Annotated in this window: 25 protein-coding genes and 1 tRNA gene; 8 read left to right on the forward strand and 18 right to left on the reverse strand. The window is 67.9% G+C overall.

Features of this window, described 5'->3' with window-relative positions; genetic code table 11:
- Positions 1 to 28 precede the first annotated feature (28 nt).
- Entirely contained in the window at positions 29 to 991 is a 963-nt protein-coding gene (locus K3U94_RS11930) for a 5'-3' exonuclease (protein WP_220693856.1), read from the forward strand.
- Positions 992 to 1,016: 25 nt separating this feature from the next.
- Here the strand turns inward: K3U94_RS11930 and K3U94_RS11935 are convergent, their stop codons facing one another.
- The 10 genes from K3U94_RS11935 to K3U94_RS11980 all read right to left on the reverse strand — a co-directional run bounded on the left by K3U94_RS11935 (position 1,017) and on the right by K3U94_RS11980 (position 10,839).
- Entirely contained in the window at positions 1,017 to 1,736 is a 720-nt protein-coding gene (locus K3U94_RS11935) for a DUF4333 domain-containing protein (protein WP_220693857.1), read from the reverse strand.
- 73 nt (positions 1,737 to 1,809) lie between these two features.
- Positions 1,810 to 4,569 carry a DEAD/DEAH box helicase gene (locus K3U94_RS11940; protein WP_220693858.1) on the reverse strand — a complete coding sequence of 920 codons (2,760 nt, stop codon included), beginning with the start codon at positions 4,567 to 4,569 and terminating at the stop codon, positions 1,810 to 1,812.
- Positions 4,570 to 4,724: 155 nt separating this feature from the next.
- Positions 4,725 to 5,633, reverse strand: a complete 909-nt coding sequence (gene tatC, locus K3U94_RS11945; RefSeq protein WP_047317882.1) for a twin-arginine translocase subunit TatC — start codon at positions 5,631 to 5,633, stop codon at positions 4,725 to 4,727.
- A 39-nt stretch (positions 5,634 to 5,672) separates the two neighbouring features.
- A complete protein-coding gene (gene tatA, locus K3U94_RS11950; RefSeq protein WP_046300863.1) occupies positions 5,673 to 5,903 on the reverse strand; it encodes a Sec-independent protein translocase subunit TatA in 231 nt (76 codons plus the stop codon).
- Positions 5,904 to 6,059: 156 nt separating this feature from the next.
- The gene (locus K3U94_RS11955; RefSeq protein ID WP_220693859.1) at positions 6,060 to 6,290 is read right to left on the reverse strand and encodes a DUF2510 domain-containing protein; all 231 of its coding nucleotides are present in this window, start codon (positions 6,288 to 6,290) and stop codon (positions 6,060 to 6,062) included.
- Positions 6,287 to 7,252, reverse strand: a complete 966-nt coding sequence (locus tag K3U94_RS11960; RefSeq protein WP_047317883.1) for a helix-turn-helix transcriptional regulator — start codon at positions 7,250 to 7,252, stop codon at positions 6,287 to 6,289. Before K3U94_RS11960 ends, K3U94_RS11955 begins: the two co-directional genes overlap by 4 nt.
- Entirely contained in the window at positions 7,249 to 8,244 is a 996-nt protein-coding gene (locus K3U94_RS11965; protein WP_220693860.1) for a helix-turn-helix transcriptional regulator, read from the reverse strand. Before K3U94_RS11965 ends, K3U94_RS11960 begins: the two co-directional genes overlap by 4 nt.
- 37 nt (positions 8,245 to 8,281) lie before the next feature.
- Positions 8,282 to 8,773: a hypothetical protein gene (locus tag K3U94_RS11970; protein ID WP_220693861.1), complete on the reverse strand. Its 492-nt coding sequence runs from the start codon at positions 8,771 to 8,773 to the stop codon at positions 8,282 to 8,284.
- Positions 8,774 to 8,783: 10 nt separating this feature from the next.
- Positions 8,784 to 10,142, reverse strand: coding sequence for a Pup--protein ligase (pafA, locus tag K3U94_RS11975; RefSeq protein ID WP_109519475.1), 1,359 nt, complete (start codon positions 10,140 to 10,142; stop codon positions 8,784 to 8,786).
- 61 nt (positions 10,143 to 10,203) lie between these two features.
- Positions 10,204 to 10,839, reverse strand: a complete 636-nt coding sequence (locus tag K3U94_RS11980) for a two-component system response regulator PdtaR (protein WP_220693862.1) — start codon at positions 10,837 to 10,839, stop codon at positions 10,204 to 10,206.
- A gap of 80 nt (positions 10,840 to 10,919) precedes the next feature.
- On the opposite strand from K3U94_RS11980, the gene K3U94_RS11985 reads away from it, so the two are divergent.
- The 3 genes from K3U94_RS11985 (at position 10,920) to K3U94_RS11995 (ending at position 12,106) form a co-directional block, all read left to right on the forward strand.
- Positions 10,920 to 10,996, forward strand: a tRNA-Leu gene (locus K3U94_RS11985).
- A 125-nt stretch (positions 10,997 to 11,121) separates the two neighbouring features.
- The gene (locus K3U94_RS11990; protein WP_220693863.1) at positions 11,122 to 11,445 is read left to right on the forward strand and encodes a hypothetical protein; all 324 of its coding nucleotides are present in this window, start codon (positions 11,122 to 11,124) and stop codon (positions 11,443 to 11,445) included.
- Between the two features lie 97 nt (positions 11,446 to 11,542).
- Positions 11,543 to 12,106, forward strand: a complete 564-nt coding sequence (locus K3U94_RS11995; protein WP_220693864.1) for a hypothetical protein — start codon at positions 11,543 to 11,545, stop codon at positions 12,104 to 12,106.
- Between the two features lie 7 nt (positions 12,107 to 12,113).
- Here K3U94_RS11995 and K3U94_RS12000 read toward each other — a convergent pair whose 3' ends face one another.
- Positions 12,114 to 12,440 (reverse strand): YnfA family protein, encoded by a 327-nt coding sequence (locus K3U94_RS12000; protein WP_220693865.1) that lies wholly within the window; start codon positions 12,438 to 12,440, stop codon positions 12,114 to 12,116.
- A 77-nt stretch (positions 12,441 to 12,517) separates the two neighbouring features.
- Here K3U94_RS12000 and K3U94_RS12005 point away from each other — a divergent pair, with 77 nt between their 5' ends.
- The 4 genes from K3U94_RS12005 (at position 12,518) to K3U94_RS12020 (ending at position 16,511) form a co-directional block, all read left to right on the forward strand.
- A complete protein-coding gene (locus tag K3U94_RS12005; RefSeq protein WP_052956787.1) occupies positions 12,518 to 13,828 on the forward strand; it encodes an adenylate/guanylate cyclase domain-containing protein in 1,311 nt (436 codons plus the stop codon).
- Positions 13,829 to 13,935: 107 nt separating this feature from the next.
- Positions 13,936 to 15,204 carry an alpha/beta hydrolase gene (locus K3U94_RS12010; RefSeq protein WP_220693866.1) on the forward strand — a complete coding sequence of 423 codons (1,269 nt, stop codon included), beginning with the start codon at positions 13,936 to 13,938 and terminating at the stop codon, positions 15,202 to 15,204.
- 32 nt (positions 15,205 to 15,236) lie between these two features.
- Positions 15,237 to 15,845 carry an HdeD family acid-resistance protein gene (locus K3U94_RS12015; RefSeq protein WP_047318108.1) on the forward strand — a complete coding sequence of 203 codons (609 nt, stop codon included), beginning with the start codon at positions 15,237 to 15,239 and terminating at the stop codon, positions 15,843 to 15,845.
- 102 nt (positions 15,846 to 15,947) lie between these two features.
- The gene (locus K3U94_RS12020; protein WP_047317894.1) at positions 15,948 to 16,511 is read left to right on the forward strand and encodes a DUF4190 domain-containing protein; all 564 of its coding nucleotides are present in this window, start codon (positions 15,948 to 15,950) and stop codon (positions 16,509 to 16,511) included.
- On the opposite strand, the gene K3U94_RS12025 is transcribed toward K3U94_RS12020, so the two are convergent.
- The 7 genes from K3U94_RS12025 to trpC all read right to left on the reverse strand — a co-directional run bounded on the left by K3U94_RS12025 (position 16,508) and on the right by trpC (position 23,693).
- Positions 16,508 to 17,386: an acyl-CoA thioesterase II gene (locus K3U94_RS12025; protein ID WP_047317895.1), complete on the reverse strand. Its 879-nt coding sequence runs from the start codon at positions 17,384 to 17,386 to the stop codon at positions 16,508 to 16,510. The two genes, K3U94_RS12020 and K3U94_RS12025, sit on opposite strands and share 4 nt — an antisense overlap.
- On the reverse strand, positions 17,386 to 18,804 hold the full coding sequence (gene pyk / locus K3U94_RS12030) for a pyruvate kinase (RefSeq protein ID WP_047317896.1): 1,419 nt from the start codon (positions 18,802 to 18,804) through the stop codon (positions 17,386 to 17,388). Before pyk ends, K3U94_RS12025 begins: the two co-directional genes overlap by 1 nt.
- Positions 18,805 to 18,895: 91 nt before the next feature.
- Complete coding sequence (locus tag K3U94_RS12035) at positions 18,896 to 19,291, reverse strand: NINE protein (RefSeq protein WP_220693867.1); 396 nt, start codon at positions 19,289 to 19,291, stop codon at positions 18,896 to 18,898.
- Between the two features lie 45 nt (positions 19,292 to 19,336).
- A complete protein-coding gene (lgt, locus tag K3U94_RS12040) occupies positions 19,337 to 20,806 on the reverse strand; it encodes a prolipoprotein diacylglyceryl transferase (protein WP_220693868.1) in 1,470 nt (489 codons plus the stop codon).
- Positions 20,803 to 21,609 carry a tryptophan synthase subunit alpha gene (trpA, locus tag K3U94_RS12045; protein WP_220693869.1) on the reverse strand — a complete coding sequence of 269 codons (807 nt, stop codon included), beginning with the start codon at positions 21,607 to 21,609 and terminating at the stop codon, positions 20,803 to 20,805. Before trpA ends, lgt begins: the two co-directional genes overlap by 4 nt.
- Positions 21,606 to 22,874: a tryptophan synthase subunit beta gene (gene trpB / locus K3U94_RS12050; protein WP_220693870.1), complete on the reverse strand. Its 1,269-nt coding sequence runs from the start codon at positions 22,872 to 22,874 to the stop codon at positions 21,606 to 21,608. Before trpB ends, trpA begins: the two co-directional genes overlap by 4 nt.
- Positions 22,875 to 23,693 carry an indole-3-glycerol phosphate synthase TrpC gene (gene trpC / locus K3U94_RS12055; protein WP_046286467.1) on the reverse strand — a complete coding sequence of 273 codons (819 nt, stop codon included), beginning with the start codon at positions 23,691 to 23,693 and terminating at the stop codon, positions 22,875 to 22,877.
- Positions 23,694 to 23,759: the final 66 nt, after the last annotated feature.

The following is a 23,759-nucleotide window of genomic DNA, read 5'->3' on the forward strand; positions in this document are numbered from 1 at the left end:
CTATCGGGCGGGAAATAGGCTGGCACCCATGACTGCTCCCGTGTTGCTGCTCGACGGTGCCAGTATGTGGTTCCGCTCCTACTTCGGGGTGCCGTCCTCGATCACCGCACCCGACGGCCGGCCAGTGAACGCGGTGCGCGGCTTCTTCGACTCGGTGGCCACCCTGATCACCCGTCAGCGTCCGGGACGGTTGGTGGTCTGTCTGGACCTGGACTGGCGGCCGCAGTGGCGGGTGGACCTGGTCGAGTCCTACAAGGCGCACCGGGTGGCGGAAGAAGCGCCCGCCGGTGCCGACGCCCCCGACATCGAGGAAGTGCCCGACGAGCTGAGCCCGCAGGTGGAGATGATCGCCGAGCTGCTCGACGCGTTCGGGATCGCCACGGGCGGGGCGCCGGACTTCGAGGCCGACGACGTGCTGGGCACCTTGGCGGCCGCCGAACGACGTGACCCGGTGATCGTCGTCAGCGGTGACCGCGACCTACTGCAGGTGGTCGCCGAGCAGCCCGTCGAGGTATCGGTGCTCTACCTGGGCCGGGGGTTGGCGCGGGCCACCCTGTTCGGCCCGAAAGAGGTGGCACAGCAATACGGTGTGCCGGCCGAGCGCGCCGGGGCGGCCTACGCCGAAATGGCGCTGCTGCGCGGCGACCCCTCCGACGGGTTGCCCGGGGTGCCCGGCATCGGCGAAAAGACAGCGGCCGGGTTGCTGACCCAGTACGGCTCGCTGGCTGCGGTGCTGGCCGCCGCCGCCGACCCGGGATCGGCGATGGCCAAGGGGGTTCGGGCCAAACTGCAGGCCGGGCAGGACTACATCAAGGCCGCCGGTCCGGTGGTGCGGGTGGCCACCGACGCGCCGGTCACGTTGTCCACACCGTCGGACACCCTGCCGCGGGTCGCCGCCGACCCGGCGCGGGTCGCCGAATTGGCGGAGCGCCTGGGGGTCGGATCCTCGATCGCCCGGCTCCAGCGGGCCCTCGACACGCTCCCGGACTAGGCGAGGCCGGGGCTAGAGGCCAGGACTACTTGGGCCGGCCGACCTCGTAGGTGCCCGAGTTGTCCTGGAAGGTGACGGTCACCTGGCGTTTGGTCCCGTCGATGCTGACCTCGCAGTTGAACGTGTCGCCCTGCTTGACCACCGGGCTCTGCCCGTTGTTGCAGCGGACGTCCTTGACGTTCTTGGCGCCGTAGCCGTTGGTCTGGTCGGCCAGGATCTGCTGCACGCCTTCCTGGGCCTTGTCGATGTCGAGCTTCGTGGTGACGAAGAAACCGGGCTTCCAGAATCCCAGCACCAGCAGCACCAGCACCGCGATTCCCACGCACGCGGCGAGCACCGTGCTGACCAGCCCGGACGGGCGCTTGGTCGCGGTGCCCGGCGCAGGGTATTGGCCCGGCTGCTGCGGGTACTGACCGTACTGGCCCGGCTGACCGTATTGCCCGGGCTGGCCATACTGTCCGGGCTGGCCGTACGGAGACGGCTGGCCGTACTGGCTGGGCTGGCCGTACGGAGACTGCTGACCGTACTGCTCGGGCTGTCCGTAGCCGGGATACTGCTGCGGCGCCGAGGGGTACGCGCCCTGCTGGGGGTATTGGGGGTACTGCTGCGGCGTGTAGGCCGGAGGCTGCCACTGCTGCTCAGCGCCGGTTGCGGGACCCTGTCCGGTGCCCGGCTGGTCCTCGGGCTGACCGGGCTGCTGAGGCTGCCACGGCTGCGTCGGGTCGTATCCCTGCGGTCCGCTCATCGTTGTTCCTCAAGTCCTCTCACGTAGCGGGTGCTGATCACCGCCGGCTCTCCACCGTAGCGCCCGGACCAGCCTACCCGGCGTCAACGGCAACGACGCCGCGCAAAACCGTGTCGATCGCCTGTTTTGCTGTGGCCCGCAACTCCGGACTGGGCGCCGCGTTGCGCAGCTGATCCAGCAGGTCGAGCACTTGGCGGCACCAGCGCACGAAATCACCCGCCGACAGCGGCGTCCCCCCACCGGCCGCGTCGCTGGCGGCCAGCGCCGACGCCAGATCGCCGCTGCGAGCCCACCGGTAGACCGCGGCGACGAACCCGTCGTCGGGCTCCCGGGTCGGGTTGATGCCGTGCCGGCGCTCGTCGGCCCGCAACGCCGCCGAGAGCTTGCGGGTCTGTTGTAGCGCCTTGCGTATTGCTTCGGTGGGTGGCTGCAGCGTCGGCGGCCCACCGGGGCCATCGGCGCCGCGTGTCTCGTAGAGCACCGCGGAGACCACCGCAGCCAGTTCCGGCGGCTTGAGGTCGTGCCACGCCCCGGTACGCAGGCACTCGGCCACCAAAAGGTCGCTCTCACTGTAGATCCGGGCCAGCATCCGGCCGTCGTCGGTGACTTTCGGATCGCCATCCTCGGCGCCTTCACCGATGAAGCCGCGTTCGGACAGCAGCCCGACGATCCGGTCGAAGGTGCGCGCCAGCGAGTTGGTGGCGGCCTCGACTTTCCTGCGCAACTGCGCGTTGTCGGCCTCCACCCGCAGGTAGCGCTCGGCGACACGCACCTGGGCTTCGCGATCCGGCGCGTCGTGCACGGGATGGTCGCGCATGCGCTGACGCAGGGCCGCCAGCTCCGGATCTACCGGTGCGTCCTCTGCATCGCCGCGGCGTTTGCGCGAGCTGGGTACATCGAGGCCGGCGGCCGCCGACCGTAGTGCCGAGGCCAGGTCGCGGCGCACCCGCGGCTGGCGGTGCTCCACCCGCTTAGGCAGGCTCATGGTGCCGATCGGTGGAGCGGTGCCCGAATAGTCCGCCGAGGAGATACGACCGGCCCAGCGATGCTCGGTGAGCACCAGCGGCCGCGGCTCATCGGAATCCCGGTCGGCCTGCAGCACCACCGCCAATCCTCCGCGACGGCCGTGGCTGAGGTTGATGATGTCGCCGCGGCGCAGCGCCGCCAACGCATCACTGGCCGCCCGCCGCCGCTGCAACCGCGAGGCGCGGGCCTGGGCGCGTTCGCGTTCGGAGATCTTCGCCCGCAGCCGGGCGTAGTCGAGCACCGGGGAGTCGCGCCCGCCGAATTCGGCGGCGATCTCGTCGAGGGTGCGCTCGCCGCGGTCGGCGCTGCGCACCAGGCCGACGACAGACCGGTCGGCCTGGAACTGGGCGAACGACTGCTCGAGCAGCTGGTGGGCCTGCTCGGGCCCCATGTGCTGAACCAGGTTGATCGTCATGTTGTACGACGGCGCGAACGAGCTGCGCAACGGAAAGGTACGGGTGGACGCCAGCCCGGCGACCTGGTCGGGATCGGCGGTGCTCTCCCCGGGGTGCCACAGCACCACCGCATGGCCTTCGACGTCGATGCCGCGTCGGCCGGCTCGTCCGGTCAGCTGGGTGTACTCCCCCGGTGTCAGCGCGGCGTGCTGCTCACCGTTGAACTTCACCAGCCGTTCGAGCACCACCGTGCGGGCCGGCATGTTGATGCCCAGCGCCAGGGTTTCGGTGGCGAACACGGCTTTGACCAAGCCCGCGGCGAACAGCTCTTCGACGGTGTGGCGAAACACCGGCAGCAGTCCGGCGTGGTGGCCGGCCAGGCCGCGCAGCAGACCCTCCCGCCATTCGTAGTAACCCAGCACCTCCAGGTCGTCGTCGGCCAGATCCCCGCAGCGATGGTCGATCACCTCGGCGATCCGGGCCCGTTCGGACTCGGTGGTCAGCCGCAGTGGTGAGCGCAGGCACTGTTTGACCGCGGCGTCGCAGCCGGCCCGGGAGAACACGAACGTGATCACCGGCAGCAGACCTGCGGAGTTCAGGACCGCGATCACATCCGGGCGCATCGGCGGCCGGTAGGTCGGCCGATCAGGGCGGCCCGAGCCTCCGTGCCGTTGTCGCCGGGAGCTGCCCCAGTCGGTAAGCCGGTCGGCTTCCCGGCGATGGGCGATGTGGCGTAGCAACTGGGGATCGACTCGTGGCCGGCCGCCGGCCGCACGGGCGTCGGACCCGGATTCGAACAGATCGAAAAGCCGTTTGCCGACCATCATGTGCTGCCACAACGGCACCGGGCGATGTTCGTCGACCACGACGGTGGTGTCGCCGCGCACCGTCTGAATCCAGCCGCCGAATTCCTCGGCGTTGCTGACCGTCGCCGAGAGGCTGACCAGTCGCACCTCCTCGGGCAGGTGCAGGATGACCTCCTCCCACACCGCACCGCGCATCCGGTCGGCCAGGAAGTGCACCTCGTCCATGACCACGTGGGAAAGACCTTGCAGCGCAGACGAATTCGCGTACAACATGTTGCGCAGCACCTCGGTGGTCATGACCACCACCGGCGCATTCGCGTTGATCGACAGGTCACCGGTCAAAAGCCCCACCCGGTCCTTGCCGTACCGGGCCACCAGGTCGGTGTGCTTCTGGTTGCTCAACGCTTTGATCGGCGTGGTGTAGAAGCATTTTCCGCCCCCGGCCAGAGCCAGGTGGACCGCGAACTCGCCGACGACGGTCTTGCCGGCGCCGGTGGGCGCACACACCAGCACTCCCCGACCGTCCTGGAGGGCCTCGCAGGCCCGACGCTGGAAGTCATCGAGGCCGAAGGGGAGTTCCGCGGTGAACCGACTTAGCTCAGTCATGCCGACGAGCCGCCGGTGTTGTGTGCCGAGGTCGGCTGAGCGTGCACAGTTGTACAGCCAAACCGGCGTGTCGCCGTACAAACACGCTCCCCCGCAAGCGGGAGGTGCCCCCACCTCGCGGGGATAGCGGCGGGGATAGGGGCGGGGATACGAGACTACTCATGCGGCGCGGTGACCGGTGTGGGCGCTTCGATGGGCGCCGCTTCGTCGTCGGCAAGCGCGGTGGCTGCTTCCCGCTTGGCCTTGCGCTTGTCGTGCAGCCGGGCGATCTGGATGGCGAACTCCTGCAACAGGGTCAGGGTGCAGCCGAGCACGATCATCGAGAACGGGTCCGAGCCCGGGGTGAAGAACGCGGCGAACACGAACATCGCGAAGATCAGCCCGCGTCGCCACTCCTTGAGCCGGGCATAGCTCACCACACCGACCATGTTGAGCATCACGATCAACAGCGGGAACTCGAAGCTGATCCCGAACACCACCAGCAGATTCAGCAAGAACCCGAAATAGCGATCACCCGACAAGGCGGTCACCTGGACGTCGCTGCCGACGGTGAGCAGGAATCCGAGCGCCTTGGACAGCACCAGATAGGCCAGGATGGCGCCGGTGACGAACAGCACGGCCGCCGAGACCACGAAGGCCACCGCGAAGCGCCGCTCCTTGCGGTAGAGCCCCGGGGTGATGAACGCCCACAACTGGTAGAACCAGACCGGACAGGCCAGCACGATTCCGGCGGCCAACCCCACCTTGAGCCGCAGCATGAACTGGTCGAACGGCGCGGTGGCCAACAGCCGGCACTGTCCGTCAGGCCCGATCGCCGCACGTGATGAGGCCGGCAGCTCGCAGTACGGGTGGCGCAGCCACTCGCCGAGGCTTTCCAGCCCGAAGAGCGGTTGGGTGTACCAGACGAAGCCGATGATCGTGGTGAGCACGATCGCGGCCATCGAGATCAGCAGCCGGGTTCGTAGCTCCCGCAGGTGGTCGACGAGCGACATCGTCCCGTCGGGATTGGTGCGGCTACGCCGCTGACGGGGGTCGAGCCGCCGCAGAACTCCGAGCGTGCGCACAGTCGAATGGGGCGCGGTCGCCGCGACGGCGGGACCGGGTTACGCCGACTGGCCGCCGGCCGCCGGCGGATCGATCCGCTCGGACTGGACGGTGGTCGAGGTGGCAGTCGAATCCGGCTTGCTCTCGTTCTGCAGCTCGCGGACCTCGGACTTGAAGATGCGCAGCGACTTACCCAGCGAGCGTGCCGCATCGGGCAGTCGCTTGGCGCCGAACAGAATGATCACGGCGACGGCGAGGATCGCCAGGTGCGACGGTCCTAAAGCGTTCACTTTGGTTACCTCCAGACGTCGCCACGATGCTACCGCAGCTCAGGAAGCCGGCGGTTCAGCGAGGCTCGACGAAGGAGAGGCGAAGCTGGGACCGCCGCATTAACCCGGCGGTTCAGCGAGGCTCGACGAAGGAGAGGCGAAGCTGGGACCGCCGCATTAACCCGGCGGTGCATCCCGTGGCCGGGTGGCCCCCGTCCAGTTCTGACCATCGAAGTAGCGCAGCAGCTCTGGGTCATCCGGATCGGGATACCAATTCGGCACAGCAGGTAGTTGACCAGCGCTCTTCGCTTTGGCCTTGACCAGGAAAACGATGCCTACCACCACTCCTGCCATCAGGGCCAGGAAGGCGATGTCGGCTACGAGGGCTCCGACGCTATACAGCGTCAAGGGCGTACCTGCTCATACATCGCCAACGCGGCCACCGACGCCTCGCGTACCCCGGCCACCACCGATTCGGGCGCCATCACCTGCACCTCGTCGCCCATACCCAGCAGCAGCCGGATCAGCCACTCCTGCGACGCGTACGTCAGCTGGGCTTCGCGCCAGCCATCGGCCAGCTCCCCGAGGGCCTGCATCGGGTAGTACTCGAACATCCACGCCGCCGACGGCGCCACCCGCACGATGGCGACCGGCAGCGACGGGTCGGCGTCGAACAGCGAGGTGTCGGTCTCGGCCTGGCGCACCGGCTCCGGCGGCGCCGACGGCTCGTCGAGCAGCCGGGCGTCGTCAATGCGGTCGAACCGGAACAATCGCACGCCCTCGGATTCGCGGCACCAGGCCTCCAGGTAGCTGTGCGCCCCGATCAGCACCACCCGGATCGGATCCACGATCCGATGCGACACGCTGTCCCGGGATGCCGCGTAGTAGTCGATTGCCAGCGCGCGACGCTGCCGGACGCCGTCGCGGACGACGTCTTGTCGGACAAAGTCGGCGGCGGACTCGTCGTGCACGGCGGAGGCGGGCGCCGCCGGTGCCGCGGCTCCGGCCGCCGCCTCAACCTTGGCGATCGCACTGCGTGCGGCCCGCGGGTCGACGATGCCGGGCATGTCGACCAGGGTGCGCAACGCCATCAGCATGGCCGTGGCCTCCCGCGACGTCAGCCGCAGCGGCCGATCCACGCCGGCGGACTCGAACACGTCTAGGCGGTCGTCGTAGAACGTCACGTCGATCAGTTCGCCGGGCCCGTAGCCCGGCAGGCCGCACATCACCAACTGCTCCAGATCGGTCTGCAGCTGACTCAGGCTCACGCCGAGTTCGGCGGCGGCCTGCTCCTTGCTGATCCCGGGGCGAGCCTTCAGATACGGCACCATGTTCAGCAGCCGGACCAGGCGCTTCGACAGCTGGGTCACACCGGCACCTCCCCCACGCGAGCACTCAGTCGCGCCACCACATCGTCGCGCAGCGACGGCGGGTCCAGCACGACCGCGTCGGCTCCGTACCCGGCGATCTCCCGGGCCAGCCGGTCATGGGTGCCCATGTCGACGCCGATGACGTCGCCGTCGCGGCCGGCGAGCTCCTGACGAGCCAGCACCGTACCGGCCCGGCGCAGCGCCACGGCGCGGCCATCGGCGACCCAGATGCGTGCCTGCACCCCGCTGGGCGCATCGCCGACGGCATCGGCGACGATCGCTCGCAGATCGGCGGTGTCGGGTCGGGTGACGGCGTCGGTCGGCCCGATCGGCCGTACCTCCGGCCCGATCCGCGACATCCGGAAGGTGCGCACCGCGTTCCGGTCGCGGTCATGGCCCACCAGATACCAGCGGCCGGCGTGGGTGACCACTCCCCACGGCTCCACGGTGCGGGTGACGGACGGCTCGACCGGTGAGGGTCGGTGCTCGAACTGCACGGCCTGCCCGGCCTGGACGGCATCCATCAAGGCGCCCAGCGCCGGCTCGGCCCGGTGGATTCCCGGGAGCGCGGCCGGCGCCGCAACCAGCACGTCGGCCCGGTCCGGGTCCACCTCGACGCCGGCGGCGTGCAGCTTGGCGACCGCGCCCTCGGCGTTGGCGCGCAACTCCGGGGACTGCCACAGCTGAACCGCGACCGCGACCGCGGCGGCCTCTTCGCGGGTCAGGTCAATGGCCGGCAGGGCGTAGGCGTCGGGGTTGATGCGGTAGCCCTCCACCGTGTCGAACCCCGAGGCTTTGCCGGTCTCCAGCGGAATGCCCAGGTCACGCAGCTCGTTCTTGTCGCGCTCGAACATCCGCGAGAACGCGTCGTCGCTAGGGCTGTCGCCGTAGCCGACGACGGTGGCCCGAATCCGCTCGGCGGTCAGGTAGCTGCGGGTAGCCAGCAACGCGATGACGAGATTCAGGAGTCGTTCGACTTTGGCGGTCGCCATGACAAGAGAGGATATGCCTCGCGGGTTGCCTGGTTGTTCAGATGTGGGTTGCCGGCGTGCATGTCATACCCGGGAAGTCCCAGGTGCTGCACTGGTAGTCCGCGAATGCGGGGTCGTCGGCCCTCGGCTCGCCCGGAAGATCGGTGCGTACCGATGCTTTCGCGCCGTAGACCCCCGGGTACAGCGGCATCAATCGGTCATCGTTGGGAAACGACACCGAGAAACTGTCCCCGTTGTGCACCTCACGGGTCTCGGAGTAAGTGAGGGTATGCGACGGACCGGCCAGCTCCAGCGGCGCGCCGGAGGCGGTCAGGTGCATCTGCAGGGTCAGCGGCGCAGCGGGAAGATCGGTCCGGCAATCGCTCACATCGACACGGCTGCCCATGTAGTCGGCCCCGTTGACCGAGTAGACGAACGGCTTGGCCACGCTGAACTGACAGCTGACGACGCCGTCTGCGTGCGCGGCCGGCGCTGCGGTCAGCGCGATCCCCAGCGTGATGAGCGCGGCCAGGCCGCTGATCCGAGTCATCGCTGGTGCGCTACATGCTGGCGATCAGGCGCTTGACGCGCTCGTCGACCGACCGGAAGGGGTCCTTGCACAGCACGGTGCGCTGAGCCTGGTCGTTGAGCTTGAGGTGCACCCAGTCGACGGTGAAGTCGCGGCCGGCTGCCTGTGCGGCGCTGATGAATTCGCCGCGCAGCTTGGCGCGGGTGGTCTGCGGCGGGGTGTCGACGGCCTCATCGACGTCCTCGTCGGTGGTGACGCGGGTGGCCAACCCCTTGCGCTGCAGCAGGTCGAACACCCCGCGGCCGCGCTTGATGTCGTGATAGGCCAGGTCCAACTGGGCGATCTTGGGATCCGACAGCTCCATGTTGTAGCGATCCTGGTAGCGCTGGAACAGCTTTCGCTTGATCACCCAGTCGATCTCGGTGTCCACCTTGGCGAAGTCCTGGGTTTCGACGGCGTCGAGCTGACGGCCCCACAAATCGATGACCTGCTCGAGTTGGGGGTTGCTGGCCCGGGTCTGCACGTACTCCACGGCCCGCCCGTAGTACTCGCGCTGGATGTCCAGGGCGCCCGCTTGACGTCCGCCGGCCAGCCGCACCGGCCGCCGGCCGGTGACGTCGTGGCTGACCTCGCGGATCGCCCGGATCGGGTTGTCCAGCGAGAAGTCCCGGAAGGGCACTCCGGCCTCGATCATCTCCAGCACCAGCGCCGCGCTGCCGACCTTGAGCAGGGTCGAGGTCTCGGACATGTTGGAGTCGCCGACGATGACGTGCAGGCGCCGGTACTTCTCGGCGTCGGCGTGCGGCTCGTCGCGGGTGTTGATGATCGGCCGAGAGCGGGTGGTCGCGCTCGAGACGCCTTCCCATATGTGCTCGGCGCGCTGGGACAGGCAGAACGTGGCGGCCTTGGGGGTCTGCAGCACCTTGCCGGCGCCACAGATCAGCTGGCGGGTCACCAGGAAGGGCAGCAGCACGTCGGAGATCCGGGAGAACTCCCCGGCCCGCACGATCAGGTAGTTCTCGTGGCAGCCGTAGGAGTTGCCGGCCGAGTCGGTGTTGTTCTTGAACAGGTAGATGTCGCCGCCGATGCCCTCATCGGCCAGCCGCTGCTCGGCGTCGATCAGCAGGTCTTCGAGCACCCGTTCCCCGGCCCGGTCGTGGGTGACCAGCTGAATCAGGTTGTCGCACTCGGCGGTGGCGTACTCGGGATGACTGCCGACATCGAGATACAGCCGAGCTCCGTTGCGCAGGAACACATTCGAGCTACGCCCCCACGACACCACCCGGCGGAACAGATAGCGCGCCACCTCGTCGGGCGACAACCTCCGATGGCCGTGGAAGGTGCAGGTGACACCGAACTCAGTCTCAATGCCCATGATTCTGCGCTGCACGCCATCGAGCGTACTGGTTGAACCAGCGCGGCGGGGCTCAGCGCCGATGGTGGCGTGGCGGTCAGGCCGGTGGGTTGACCGGGGCCTCGACGTTTTCCAGCACCACTTCGGCCACCTGCCGCATGGTGGTCCGCTTGTCCATCGCGGCGCGCTGGATCCACTTGAAGGCCTCGGGCTCGGTGAAGCCGTGCGCGGTCTGCAGCACGCCCTTGGCCCGCTCAACGAGCTTGCGGGTCTCCAGCTGCTCTGACAGGTTGCTGACCTCGCGCTCCAGGGCGGTGATCTCGTCGGCCCGGCTGACCGCCAGCTCGATGGCCGGGACCAGGTCACCTGCGGTGAACGGCTTGACCAGGTAGGCCATCGCCCCGGCGTCGCGGGCACGTTCCACCAGGTCGCGCTGGCTGAAAGCGGTCAGGATGACGATCGGCGCGATGCGCTTGGCGGCGATCTCGGAGGCCGCGTCGATGCCGTCGCGGCGCGGCATCTTCACGTCGAGGATCACCAGGTCCGGGTGCAACAGTTCGGCCAGCTCGACGGCTTCCTGGCCGTCGCCGGCCTCGCCCACCACCTCGTAGCCTTCTTCGCGCAGCATCTCGGCGAGATCCAGCCGGATCAGCGCCTCATCCTCGGCGATCAGCACCCGCCGAGCCGGGCGCGGGGTCGGCTCGGACTCTGGCGCGTGGTCTGACGCAGTCATCCCCCCATTCTGTCGTGACTGCCGGCTGGGGCAACAGTGAGGGGCATCGTCTAAGGTAGGAAGCCGCGCGTCCGCGCCGGGCCCTCGTATCCCAACTGGCAGAGGAAACGGATTCAAAACCCGTGCAGTGTGAGTTCGAATCTCACCGAGGGCACCATCGGTACATTGCATTGCGCACGAGTCACCCGATCACCTGACGGCCGGTCGGAAGATCTGGTACGGCCAGGTAGTGGCCCGTATGGCCCGCCCTCCGTTCACCCGGACCGGCCGAAAGGATTGCCCATGAACGCCCCCGACATCAAGCGCCTGCTGCAGCTCCTCGCCTTCGGCCTGGGAATCTTGCTGCTCCTCGGCGGGTACGCGATGACCAAGGCGTCGGCCGCCAGGGCCATCCCCACCAACGACGACATCTGCGCCCACCTGAACATGAACCCGACCCTCGACGGGGTTACGCAAGTCGGTTCGGCGCTACTCCCTTACGCGGCGTCAGCCAACGATGTCGGGGTCCGGATCGCCCATGCCGTCCAGACCATGTGCCCGCAGCACATCCCGTTGATCAAGCAGTGGGCGCTGCGCGCCACAGCCGGTTCCCCACTCGAAGGCTGAGCCCGCGAGTCCCGAATGGTTCACCATTGTCGCCACCAACGGACCTCAGCGAACCTAGACTCGGCGGCGCCGGGGTTGCGGCAGCCGAGGAGGGCCATTGAGGAAATCCGTGCTGGGTGTGCTGGTGGTGCTTCTGGGCGTGTCGGTCGGCTTTGTTCTATGGACCTCGAACCACCCGCAAGACACCAAGCACGTGCCGGCCAAGGCTCGCGGACAGTACGAGGACGCATCATCCGGACATGACGGCGGCGTCGGCGGCAACCTGTTGCAACGCGACCCGCTGCAAGAGATTGCCCGCGAACCCAGCTACGACGACTGCGAATCGTGCCACCTGCCCTTTGTGCCGTTCTTCGGGACGCGGGCCGGGATGAACTGCGAAATCAATTACCGGCGAGGAGAACTGCCCGATTCGGCTTACTGCATGACGGTAAATCCGCCGCAGCACGTATCGATGGACACCGACGGGGAGTTGTCGATTTGCCGTGACAGCATCAACTGCTTGTCCAATCCCCCGTTCGATCAACCGATTCTTCCGTTCGGCCAGAGCGCGGGTGCCGGACCGTTCACCTGCCAGTCGGACGCCAGCGGCGTCACCTGCACTGTGGAGCCGTCAGGGCGCGGCTTTGTGATCTCAAGTTCGGGTATCGAACCCGTCGGCTGACACCGCGTCAGCGCGGCGAATACATGATCACGCCCACCCCGATCAGACAGATCAGCGCACCCAGGACGTCGGCGCGGTCAGGCCGGAACCCGTCGAACGCCATGCCCCACGCCAGCGAGCCGGCGACGAACACCCCACCGTAGGCGGCCAGGATCCGGCCGAATTGGGCGTCGGGCTGCAGGGTCGCCACGAAGCCGTACAACCCCAGGGCGATCACCCCGGCGCCGGCCCACAGCAGGCCGCGGTGCTCCCGCACCCCCTGCCACACCAGCCAGGCCCCGCCGATTTCGGCGACAGCAGCCAGCACGAACAGCGCGACGGAACGCATCACCATGAGCGCTGACCCTAGACGCAAGCCCCCGACCTGGTGAAACCGCCAACGGCCCAGCTCAGCGGATTAGGCTGTCGGTTGTGTCCGTCAAGCGGTTCCTCGCGGTACCGGCCGAGGCTCAGACCCCCTACCGGCGCACGCACTGCATACCGGCCCGCACCCGGCATTACGCGGCGCGGCTGTCGCAGCGGCTGCGGATCCTCAAGGTGTCCGCGGGACTGGCGGCGATCATCAGCGCGGGGTGGGGAATGCTGGAGATCTGGGCCGACCCCACCTACTGGTGGATCGGTGCCCTGAACCTGGTGGCCGCCGCCGCGCTGGCCCTGACTCCGCTGCTCTACCGCTACGGCGAGCTCATCGCGCCGCTGACCTTCGTCGGTATCGCCTACCTGACGACCGCCGTCGTCTGCTGGGTGGTGGGCACCGGGTCGGGCATCCAGTTCTACTTTCTGGCCTCGGCGTCGATCAGCGTGCTCATTCTCGGCGTGGACCGGATCAAGCTGGCCGCCGTCGTGGCAGGCATCGGCGCAGCGCTGACCATCGCCCTGCAGTTCCTGGTCCCCGCCGACAACCTGCACCAACCGGAGTGGCTGCACAACCTGTCCTACGTGCTGGTCGTCGTCTCGGCATGCTTCATGGTGGTCGCCACGGTCTGGTTCGCACTGCGCGAGATCTCCCACGCCGAAGCGGCGATGGAGGCCGAATACGAACGGTCCGAAGCCCTGCTGGCCAACATCTTGCCCACGGCGGTCGCCGACCGACTGAAGAACCCGGCGGTGGACGTGATCGCCGACAGCTACCCGGACGCCTCGGTGCTGTTCGCCGACATCGCCGACTTCACCCGACGGGCCAGCCAGACCGACCCGGGGCAACTGGTCGAGTTTCTCAACGAGCTCTACAGCGGGCTGGACCGGCTCGTCGACCAGCACGGCCTGGAGAAGATCAAGACCAGCGGCGACTCCTACATGGTGGTCAGCGGAGTTCCCGACCCGAGGCCTGATCACCTGCACGCGCTGGCTCGACTGGCACTGGACATCGCCGCCACCGTCGCCGAACTGCGCGATCCGCTGGGGCGGCCGGTGTCGCTGCGGATCGGGCTGGCCACCGGGCCGGTGGTGGCCGGCGTCGTCGGTAACCGCCGGTTCTTCTACGACGTGTGGGGCGACGCGGTGAACCTTGCCTCCCGGATGGAGTCGACCGGCACCCAGAACCGCATCCAAGTGCCGCAAGCGGTCTACGAGCGACTCAACGAGGACTTCGTGTTCGAGGAGCGCGGCGACGTCGAAGTCAAAGGCAAAGGCGTTATGCACACCTGGTTTCTGGTCGATGCCCGTACCCCGGCCTCACACGGTCCGGCGTCCCGCTCTCTATCGGCGACCCCCGCGGGCTGACCCGGTGGTTCAGCGAGCCTCGACGCAGGAGAGGCGAAGCTGGGACCGCCGCACAGATCGGGTGGTCCGACCGGCTTCGGTAGGGTGCCGGATCAGGTCGTCCCACAATGCTGAGGAGCGCAATGACAAGGCTTTTGGCCGTGCTCGGCTCGCTGGCCGGTCTGGCCAACACCATCAATGGTTACCGCCCGCTGACCAAGCGCGGTTATCCGTCGCTGTATGCGTTCGCCTTCGGCCTGTTCGCCTCGGAGCTGCCGCTGCCGCTCATCGCCGGTCAGTCCGCGGCGTTGGCGGCGTTGACCCGGCGGCTGTCACCGCGGGCTCGGCGGACCGGCTGGCTGCTGTCGGCGCTCTCGTGGCTGGGCCTGCTGGGGCTGAACTATGCCGGGCGCACCGCCAATAAGCCGCTGACCGCGGCGCTGGATGCCGAACTCGGTGCAGGACGGCGCACCGAAAGCCGCGACTTGTGGGAGCGGCCGGGCCCGGACGCGGAAATCGCCAAGGCGCCCGGCGTGGTGCGAATGATGCGGGTCTACCAGGACTACGCCACCGACTCCGACATCCCCTACGGCGAATACGGCGGCCGCAACACCCTCGATGTGTGGCGGCATCGCGACCTCCCCCGCGACGGCCGCGCACCGGTTCTCCTCCAGATACCCGGCGGTGCCTGGATGGTGGGAAGCAAACGCGGCCAAGCACATCCGCTGATGGCCCACCTGGTGGAACGCGGTTGGGTGTGTGTGTCGATCAACTACCGGCTGAGCCCACGTTCCACCTGGCCCGACCACATCATCGACGTCAAGCGGGCCCTGGCATGGACCAAAGCGCATATCGCCGACTATGGCGGCGACCCGGACTGGGTCGCGGCGACCGGTGGTTCGGCGGGTGGTCACCTTTGCGCTCTCACCGCGCTGACCGCAAACGATCCGCGTTTTCAGCCGGGTTTCGCCGACGCGGATACCAGCGTGCGCGCGGCGGTGCCGTTCTACGGGATCTATGACTTCACCGGCGAGACCGGGCTGCATCCGCTGCTGACCCCGGCATTGGGGGCCTACGTGTTCAAGCAGAGCCGGCGGCGCTTCCCGGACACCTACCGGGACGCCTCCCCGATGACGTATTTATCTTCCGAAGCCCCACCCTTTTTCGTGCTGCACGGGACCAATGATTCGTTGGTGCCGGTGGAGCAGGGCCGCGCATTCGCCGACCGGCTGCGGGAGATCAGCACGAGCCCGGTGGTCTATGCCGAGTTGCCGTTGGCTCAGCACGCGTTCGATATCTTCGGCTCGCCCCGGGCTGCGCACACCGCCGTAGCCGTCGAGCAGTTCCTGGCCGAGATCTACGCCCGCCAGACCACGCAGGTCATCTCCAGTCGCTGAACGGCAGCCAATACCCGGCCGGAATGCGGTATCTGTGCCAGACTGCGGCCATGGAAACAACGGTTTCGAGCCTGCTGCCGAATCTGTGGAAGTCGACACTGGTCTCCGGTGTCTTGGCCCTCGTCCTGGGTGTGCTGGTCTTGGTCTGGCCGGGCCGGTCCATCCTTGCTGCTGCGGTGCTGTTCGGTGTGTACCTGGTGGTCACCGGAATCGCCCAGTTGATCTTCGCTTTCAGCCTGCCCGTCATGTCCGCCGGCGGGCGGGTGCTGCTGTTCCTCAGCGGCACCGCGTCGGTGATCCTGGCCGTCCTGTGTTTCCGGCACTTCAACTCCGACGAAGAAGCCTTGGCGGTGCTCCTGCTGGCCATTTGGATCGCAGTCGGCTTCATCTTCCGCGGGGTGGCGACCGCCGTCGCGGCCATCAGCGACCCGGCGCTGCCGGGCCGGGGTTGGCAGATCTTCATGGGCGTCATCAGTCTGCTGGCCGGTCTGGTGACGTTGGCATCGCCGTTCGCGTCGCTGTGGGTGCTGGCGGTCGTCGTCGGCAGCTGGCTGATCGTCATCGGCGTCGTCGAGATCGCCACCGCGCTCAAGATTCGGAGCGCATCCCGCGAGGTCGCCACCGCGCTGTCGGCCGGATAGCCTGCGCCTAACGTGCGGCGGCCCCCTAGGCGCTGTCGCGGGTACCCTTGAGTCCTGATCCGTTTTCACACCTGCCTAAAGCTCTGATGTGGAGTCTGCTCAATGCCCGAGTCCGGCATGCCCTCGCTGTCGCCCGAGTCTCAGCCGTCCTGGCCGTCGCCCGGCGGTAGCTACCCTCCGCCGGGCTATCCGTACCCGTATCCGGCGCCCGGGCAATACCCCGGCTATCCCCCGCCCGGGGCGGCTCCGATACTCAAGAACGGTGCGGGCATCGCGGCCCTGATCGTGGCGATCGCCGGCATTGTGACCGCGCTGTCGGTGGTCGGTGGCGTCGGACTGGGCCTGGCGGCCATCGTGCTCGGATTCATCGGGCGCGGCCGAGCCAAGCGCGGGGAAGCCGACAACGGCGGCGTCGCACTCGCCGGGATCGTCTTGGGCGCGCTTGCGGTGATCGCCGGTATCGGCTGCATCTTCGTCTATGTCGGAATCTGGCGGACCGCCGGCGGCGGCGACTACGTGGCGTGCATGACGAAGGCCGGCTCGGACACCGACGCCCAGCAGCAGTGCACCGAACGATTCCGTGAGCACTTCGAGAACACCTTCGGCAGCGGTGCCGACGCCCCGATGGTGCAGGAGGAATCGGACACCGCGCTGATGCCGGCCTAGCGCTTAGAGCTGGGGAAGTACTTCAGCACGCCTTCCTGTGTGACGGTGGCCAGCAGTTGCCCGGATCGGTCGAAGAAGTGTCCGGTGCCCAATCCGCGGGAGTCCGTTGCCACCGGTGACGACGTCGCATACAGCACCCAGTCGTCGAACCGTACCGGCCGGTGAAACCACACCGTGTGGTTGGCGCTGGCCGCGAAGATCCGGTCGAAGCCCCACGACAGCCCGTGGGTGGTGATGATCGAATCGAGCACCGTGGTGTCCGACGAATAGACCATCATCGCGGTGTGCAGCAGCTGGTCCTCGGGGATCACTCCGTCGGCCTTGACCCAAACCCGATTGTGGCCGAGCTGTCCGCCCTTATCGCGCATCACCCAGGCCGGGTCGTTGGTATAGCGCCACTCGATCGGGTGGGGCGCCTTCACGAAACCCGGGACGACTTCCTCGTAGCCACTGAGTAGTTCGCGCAGCCTGGGCAGCGTCTCCGGCTCGGCGACCGCGGGCGCCTCCACGCTGTGCTCGAGTCCGCTCCCCCCGGAGAGGTAGGAAACCATTGAGGTGGCGATCAAAGTGTCGCCCTGCATCGCGTCGACGCGGCGATTGGCGAACCGGCGTTCGTCGCGTAGCCGGTGCACCCGGAATTCGATGTCGCGGGCCGGATCACCACCATTGATGAAATGGACCGACAGCGCACCGGGCGGCAGGTGCTCGGCCACTGTGCGGCTGGCCGCGACGAACGACTGTGCCATCAATTGACCGCCGAAGGTGCGCAACGGTGTCTTGCTCGGGTGCGATCCGACGAAGACGTCGTCGTCGACACCCGTGAGATCCAGTACGGCCAGCAGCTCCTCGAGATCCGTGTTCGGCTCGGACGACACTAGATGTCGTCCTCCCCGATCCGGTGCACGTGAATCATGTTGGTCGAGCCCTCGGTTCCCGGCGGCGCGCCTGCGACGATGACCATCAGATCACCGCGCTCGTAGCGACCCAGATCCAGCAGGGCCTTGTCCACCTGGCGGATCATGCCGTCGGTCGTGTGTGCCTGCGGGACGATGAATGTCTCGGTGCCCCAGGTCATCGCCAACTGGCTGCGGATCTCGGGCAGCGCGGTGAACGCCAACAGCGGCAGCGGAGTGTGCAGGCGGGCCAGCCGGCGCACGGTGTCCCCCGACTGGGTGAACGCCACCAGCGCCTTGGCGTCCAGGCGCTCGCCGATCTCCCGCGCGGCAAACGAGATAACGCCGCGCTTGGTACGCGGAATGTGCGTCAACGGCGGTGCCGCAGTGGAGTTCTGCTCCACCGCACAGATGATCCGGCTCATGGTCCGCACGGCGTCGAGGGCGTGTTTGCCCACCGCGGTCTCCCCGGACAGCATCACCGCGTCGGCGCCGTCGAGCACTGCGTTGGCCACGTCGGAGGCCTCGGCCCGGGTGGGCCGGAAGTTTTCGATCATCGACTCCAGCATCTGGGTCGCCACGATCACCGGGCGCGCGTTCTCGCGTGCCACTTGGATGACGCGCTTCTGCACCAGCGGCACCTCTTCGAGTGCCAGCTCCACGCCCAGGTCACCTCGGGCCACCATGACCGCGTCGAAGGCCAGGACCACCGCCTCGAGATTCTCGATGGCTTCCGGCTTCTCCATTTTGGCGATCACCGGAACGCGGCGGCCGACCCGGTCCATCACCTCGTGCACCAGTTCCACGTCCGACGGTGAGCGCACGAACGACAGCGCCACGATGTCGACGCCGAGCTTCAGCGCGAACTCCAGGTCGTCGATGTCCTTCTCCGACAGCGCCGGCGCGGAGACGTTCATGCCCGGCAGCGACATGCCCTTGTGGTTGCTGACGGGACCACCCTCGGTGACCGTGCAGACCACGTCGTTGCCGTCGATGTGCTCCACGACCAGCCCGACCTTGCCGTCGTCGACCAGCACCCGGTCGCCCGGGGCGGCATCGGCAGCCAGCTGCTTGTAGGTGGTCGACACCCGGTCGTGGTCGCCGGGGCAGTCCTCGACGGTGATACGCACCGTTTCGCCGTTCGCCCAGTAGGTGGGGCCGTCGGCGAAACGCCCCAATCGGATCTTGGGGCCTTGAAGGTCGGCGAGCACACCGACTGCTCGCCCGGTGGCGTCCGAGGCGCTGCGCACCCACTCGTAGGACGCCTGGTGGTCTTCGTGAGCACCGTGGCTGAAGTTCAGGCGGGCCACGTCCATGCCCGCGTCGACCAATGCCCGGACCATCTCCGCGGAGTGGGTCGCAGGACCAAGAGTGCAGACGATCTTTCCGCGTCTATTCACGGCGCCAGCATAGTCGGGCCGGCTGAGCTGCCTTCCTCAGGAATGGTTGCCGCAAGCGAAAAACCGTGTGACGCACGGGTGCGGCGGCCGATCAGGTGACGTCGCGCAGCGGTCGACCCTGCTTGTCGTGCACCCGCCCGGTCAGCATCAGGATCGCGTCGACGACACCCCAGACGAACGGCACGACGATCCCAAGCCCATATGTGGTGATGGTGGCCAACACACCGATCGACAGCTGCAGCAAGCCCAGGCCGGTCTGGCCCAGGTACATGCGACCGAACCCGAGAAAACCGAAGAACCCCAACAGCTGTAGCAGCGCGGCGGTGACTTTCGACTTCGGCGAATAGGGCTGCCCAGTCCTCGGATGACGGCCGTAGGGCGCCCAGATGTCCGGGTAGCCCGGATAAAAGCCCGGATAGCCCGGCGGTGGCGGGTAGGGCTGTCCCCCGCCCTGCGGCCCCGCGGGGGGCCACGACGGAACGGTCATGTCTGCAGCATGCCAGAAATGTCAGATAGGGCGCGTGGCCCGCGATCAGCGCTGGTCAGCTTCGTCCGAGGCGTCCGCGTCGGTTGACTCATCGGCCTCGCCCGATTCGGCTTCGGCTTCGTCTGATTCGGCTTCGACGGCTTCGGGCTCGTCGGCGACGTCGTCAACGGGCTCGTCAACGGGCTCGTCGGGGAGTTCGCCGTCGGCTGAGGCGTCGGCGTCCGGTTCGGGTTCAGCCGCTTCGTCTTCGTCGGCATCCCCAGCCGCTTCCGGCTCGGCCTCTGCGGCGTCCGCCTGGACTACCTCGGGCTCCTCGGAGGCCTCAGCGTCCTCGGCCTCCTCGGCCTCCTCGGCGTCACCGGTGTCCTCGGTGGCGGTTTCCTCGTCGGCTTCGGTGTCCCCGTCGACGTCCGACTCGGCGGGCACGGCTTCCGGCTCTTCCTCTTCGGAAGTCTCGGATTCGTCGTCGGTCTCGTTCTCTGCCGATTCGGCTTCGCCGGTAAGCCTTTTCGGCACCCGAACCACGGACCCGACACCGTTGGCGACGCCTGCGGCCACCAACTCCTTCTCGTCGGGCTCTTCGTGCGGCTCCGCTTCGGGCTCTGCCGATTCGGCAGCGTCAGGCTCGGCGGTGTCCTCGGGTTGCCATGCCCGACGGATGGCTTCGGGATCTTCCCGCCCCTTGGCCGCGAGCAGGATGTACACCACCGCACCGATGAAGACGAACGTCGAGGTGAACGAGTTGACCCGGATGCCGGCGATATGGGTGGCCGCGTCGTCACGGAGCAACTCGATACCGAACCGGCCGATGCAGTAGCCGGCGACGTAGAGCGCGAACAACCGTCCGTGCCCCATGCGGAACCGTCGGTCGGCATAGATCAACACGAGGAACACCACGAGGTTCCACAACAACTCGTACAAGAACGTGGGCTGAACGATCTTGTACAGCTCCCCGGTCGACACGCCGTCGAGCAGGTGTGGATCGCGGACCCCGGCGGCGTCTTCTCGCCAGAAGATCTCCAGGCCCCACGGCAGCGTCGTCTCTCTGCCGTAGAGCTCCTGATTGAAGTAGTTCCCGATGCGCCCGATCGCCTGGGCCAACACAATCCCTGGCGCGACCGCGTCGCCGAACGCCGGCAGGGAGATCCCACGGCGGCGGCAGCCGATCCACGCGCCGACTCCACCGAGTGCCACCGCACCCCAGATCCCCAGACCGCCGTCCCAGATCCGCGGCGTCGCTTCCCATCCGACGCCGCCCTCGCCGAAGTAGGTCCGCCAGTCGGTCATCAGGTGATACAGCCGACCACCGATCAGCCCGAACGGCACCGCCCACAGCGCGATGTCATAGATGACACCCGGCTCTCCGCCACGGGCCCGCCACCGCCGATCACCGAGCAGCAGGGCTACGACGATGCCGATGATGATGCACAGCGCGTAGGCCCGGATCGGCACCGGTCCGAGGTGCCAGACCCCTCGCGCAGGACTGGGAAAGTAGGTGAGCCAATCCAACGTCATTGCGTTGAAACCTTTTGACGTACACCGGAAGCAAGCTCTTGCGTCAACGACCGCAGCTCATCCAGGCCATCGGTGAGCGCGGTGACCAGCGCGGAACCCACGATGACACCGTCGGTATAGGCACCGATTTCGGCGGCCTGTGCGCCCGAGCGCACGCCCAGTCCCACGCCGACGGGGATGTCGGAGACTTCGCGCACCCTGGCCACCAGTTCCGGCGCCGTGTTCGACACCGTGTTTCGGGCGCCGGTGACGCCCATCGTGGAAGCGGCGTAGACAAATCCGCGGGTCGCTTTGACGGTTTCGGACAGTCGCTGCGGCGTCGAGGAAGGGGCCACCAGGAAGATCCGATCCAGCGCGTGCTGCTCGGATGCGGCCATCCAGTCGTCGGCTTCGTCGACGATCAGGTCGGGGGTGATCAGACCCAGTCCGCCGGCTGACGCCAGGTCGCGGGCGAACGCGTCGACGCCGTAGCGCAGCACGGGATTCCAGTAGGTCATCACCACGGCGCGTCCACCGGCGCCTGCGATCGCCTCGACCGCGGTCAGTGTGTCGCGCACCCGCACCCCGCCCCGCAGGGCGGTCTCGGTGGCGCGTGCGATGGTCGGGCCGTCCATTCCCGGATCGGAATAGGGCACGCCGACTTCGATGAGGTCACAACCGGATTCGACCAGGGCAGTCAGCGCGGCGATAGAGCCCGGCACATCCGGGTAGCCGGTCGGCAGATAACCGATCAGCGCAGCGCGGCCCTCGGCACGGCACGCGGCGAACAGCGGGGCCAGCCGGTCGCCGGCGTGGTCGGTCACGACGCGTCTCCTGCCTCGTCGAACAGACCGAACCACTTGGCCGCGGTCTCCACGTCTTTGTCGCCGCGACCCGACACGTTGACCACGATGACCTTGCCGGGTCCCAGCTCGGTCGCCAGCTTGAGTGCTCCGGCCACCGCGTGCGCCGATTCGATCGCCGGAATGATTCCCTCGGTGCGGCAAAGGATTCCGAAGGCATCCATCGCCTCGGTGTCGGTGATCGGCCGGTATTCCGCGCGCCCGGTCTCACGCAGCCAGGCGTGCTCCGGTCCCACACCCGGGTAGTCCAGACCGGCCGAGATCGAGTGCGACTCGATGGTCTGACCGTCGTCGTCTTGCAGCAGGTAGGAGAACGACCCCTGGAAAGCACCCGGGGAGCCACCGGCGAATGTCGCGGCGTGCCGGCCGGTGTCGACGCCGTCGCCGCCGGCTTCGAAACCGATCAGCCGCACCGTCGGATCGTCGAGGAACGCGTGGAAGATGCCGATGGCGTTCGATCCCCCGCCCACACACGCCACCACGGCGTCGGGCAGCCGGCCCGCCATCTGCTGAATCTGGACGCGCGTCTCCAGGCCGACGATCCGCTGGAAGTCGCGCACCATGGTCGGGAACGGGTGTGGACCGGCCGCGGTGCCGAAGCAGTAATAGGTGTGGTCGGCGTTGGTGACCCAGTCCCGGAAGGCTTCGTTGATGGCGTCCTTGAGGGTCTGCGAACCGGATTCGACCGAGACCACCTCGGCGCCCAGCAGCCGCATCCGGGCCACGTTGAGGGCCTGACGGCGAGTGTCGACGGCGCCCATGTAGATCACGCATTCCAGGCCGAGCAGGGCGCACGCGGTCGCGGTGGCGACCCCGTGCTGGCCGGCGCCGGTCTCGGCGATCACCCGGGTTTTGCCCATGTGTCGCGCCAGCAGTGCCTGGCCGAGCACATTGTTGATCTTGTGGGAACCGGTGTGGTTCAGGTCCTCTCGCTTCAAGAAGATGCGGGCGCCGCCGGCGTGCGCGGTCAGGCGCTCGGCCTCATACAGTGGTGAGGGCCGGCCGGTGTAGTGCGTCTGCAAGTCGTCGAGGGTGTCGAGGAACTCACGGTCGTTGCGCACCTTGTCGTAGGCGGCGGTGACCTCTTCGATGACCGCCATCAGCGCTTCGGCGACGTAGCGGCCGCCGTAGACACCGAAGTGCCCGCGGGCATCCGGATCATGCGCGGTCGGCTCGGCCACTCCGGCGCTGGCACGCGGAAGGCTCGGGTGCGAAATGTCTGACATTTAGCGAGCCGATTTCGGGCAGGACGGATGCTTACCCGCACTGACCAAATCGGCAACGGCCGCTCGCGGGTCGCCACTGGTGACCAGTCCCTCGCCGACCAGGACGGCGTCCGCGCCGGCGCCGGCGTAGGCCAACAGGTCGGCGGTGCCCCGCACCCCGGACTCGGCGATCTTGACCACCTCGGTGGGCAGTCCGGGCGCGATCCGCGCGAAGCAGTCGCGGTCGACCTCCAGGGTGGTCAGGTCACGCGCATTGACGCCGATCACCTTGGCGCCGGCGGTCAATGCACGGTCGGCCTCTTCTTCGGTGTGCACCTCGACCAGTGCGGTCATGCCGAGCGACTCGGTACGGTCCAGCATCGACTCCAGGGCCTGTTGTTCGAGCGCCGCCACGATCAGCAGCAGCATGTCCGCGCCGTGGGCGCGGGCCTCGTGAATCTGGTACGGCCGCACGATGAAGTCCTTGCGCAGCACCGGAACCGAGACCGCTGCGCGTACCGCGTCCAAGTCGGCCAGCGAGCCGTTGAAACGCCGCTGCTCGGTCAGCACGCTGATCGCGCGGGCCCCGCCGTCCGCGTAGGAGCTGGCGAGCTCTGCCGGGTCGGCGATGGGCGCCAGTTGGCCTTTCGACGGGCTCGCCCGCTTCACCTCAGCGATGACCGCGATGCCGGGCTCACGCAGCGCCGCCATCACATCCCGTGGCGGAGGCATGGCCTCGGCCGCCGCCTTGACTTCCGCCAAGGGGACGAGGGCCTCTCGCGCGGCAAGGTCGGCGCAGACTCCTTCGATGATGGAGTCGAGAACGGATGCCGAAGTCATGACTGCCGCTTCCTCTCCCGCGTCCGGTGGACCTTACGTCGAAGACCTTTATCGAAGGGTAACGAC

The organism is Mycolicibacter heraklionensis (genome assembly GCF_019645815.1).
In the GTDB taxonomy this organism is placed as follows: Bacteria; Actinomycetota; Actinomycetes; order Mycobacteriales; family Mycobacteriaceae; genus Mycobacterium; species Mycobacterium heraklionense.

Excerpts from the sequence above, each read along its gene's own strand:
- K3U94_RS11970 (WP_220693861.1), bottom strand. The coding sequence starts at position 8,773 with ATGACTCGGATCAGCGGCCTGGCCGCGCTCATCACGCTGGGGATCGCG.
- K3U94_RS11935 (WP_220693857.1), bottom strand. The coding sequence starts at position 1,736 with ATGAGCGGACCGCAGGGATACGACCCGACGCAGCCGTGGCAGCCTCAG.
- K3U94_RS12020 (WP_047317894.1), top strand. The coding sequence starts at position 15,948 with ATGCCCGAGTCCGGCATGCCCTCGCTGTCGCCCGAGTCTCAGCCGTCC.
- K3U94_RS11980 (WP_220693862.1), bottom strand. The coding sequence starts at position 10,839 with ATGACTGCGTCAGACCACGCGCCAGAGTCCGAGCCGACCCCGCGCCCG.
- trpB (WP_220693870.1), bottom strand. The coding sequence starts at position 22,874 with ATGTCAGACATTTCGCACCCGAGCCTTCCGCGTGCCAGCGCCGGAGTG.
- K3U94_RS12010 (WP_220693866.1), top strand. The coding sequence starts at position 13,936 with ATGCTGAGGAGCGCAATGACAAGGCTTTTGGCCGTGCTCGGCTCGCTG.
- K3U94_RS11965 (WP_220693860.1), bottom strand. The coding sequence starts at position 8,244 with ATGGCGACCGCCAAAGTCGAACGACTCCTGAATCTCGTCATCGCGTTG.
- K3U94_RS11940 (WP_220693858.1), bottom strand. The coding sequence starts at position 4,569 with ATGACTGAGCTAAGTCGGTTCACCGCGGAACTCCCCTTCGGCCTCGAT.
- K3U94_RS12035 (WP_220693867.1), bottom strand. The coding sequence starts at position 19,291 with ATGACCGTTCCGTCGTGGCCCCCCGCGGGGCCGCAGGGCGGGGGACAG.
- K3U94_RS11990 (WP_220693863.1), top strand. The coding sequence starts at position 11,122 with ATGAACGCCCCCGACATCAAGCGCCTGCTGCAGCTCCTCGCCTTCGGC.
- K3U94_RS11930 (WP_220693856.1), top strand. The coding sequence starts at position 29 with ATGACTGCTCCCGTGTTGCTGCTCGACGGTGCCAGTATGTGGTTCCGC.
- K3U94_RS12000 (WP_220693865.1), bottom strand. The coding sequence starts at position 12,440 with ATGGTGATGCGTTCCGTCGCGCTGTTCGTGCTGGCTGCTGTCGCCGAA.
- trpC (WP_046286467.1), bottom strand. The coding sequence starts at position 23,693 with ATGACTTCGGCATCCGTTCTCGACTCCATCATCGAAGGAGTCTGCGCC.
- lgt (WP_220693868.1), bottom strand. The coding sequence starts at position 20,806 with ATGACGTTGGATTGGCTCACCTACTTTCCCAGTCCTGCGCGAGGGGTC.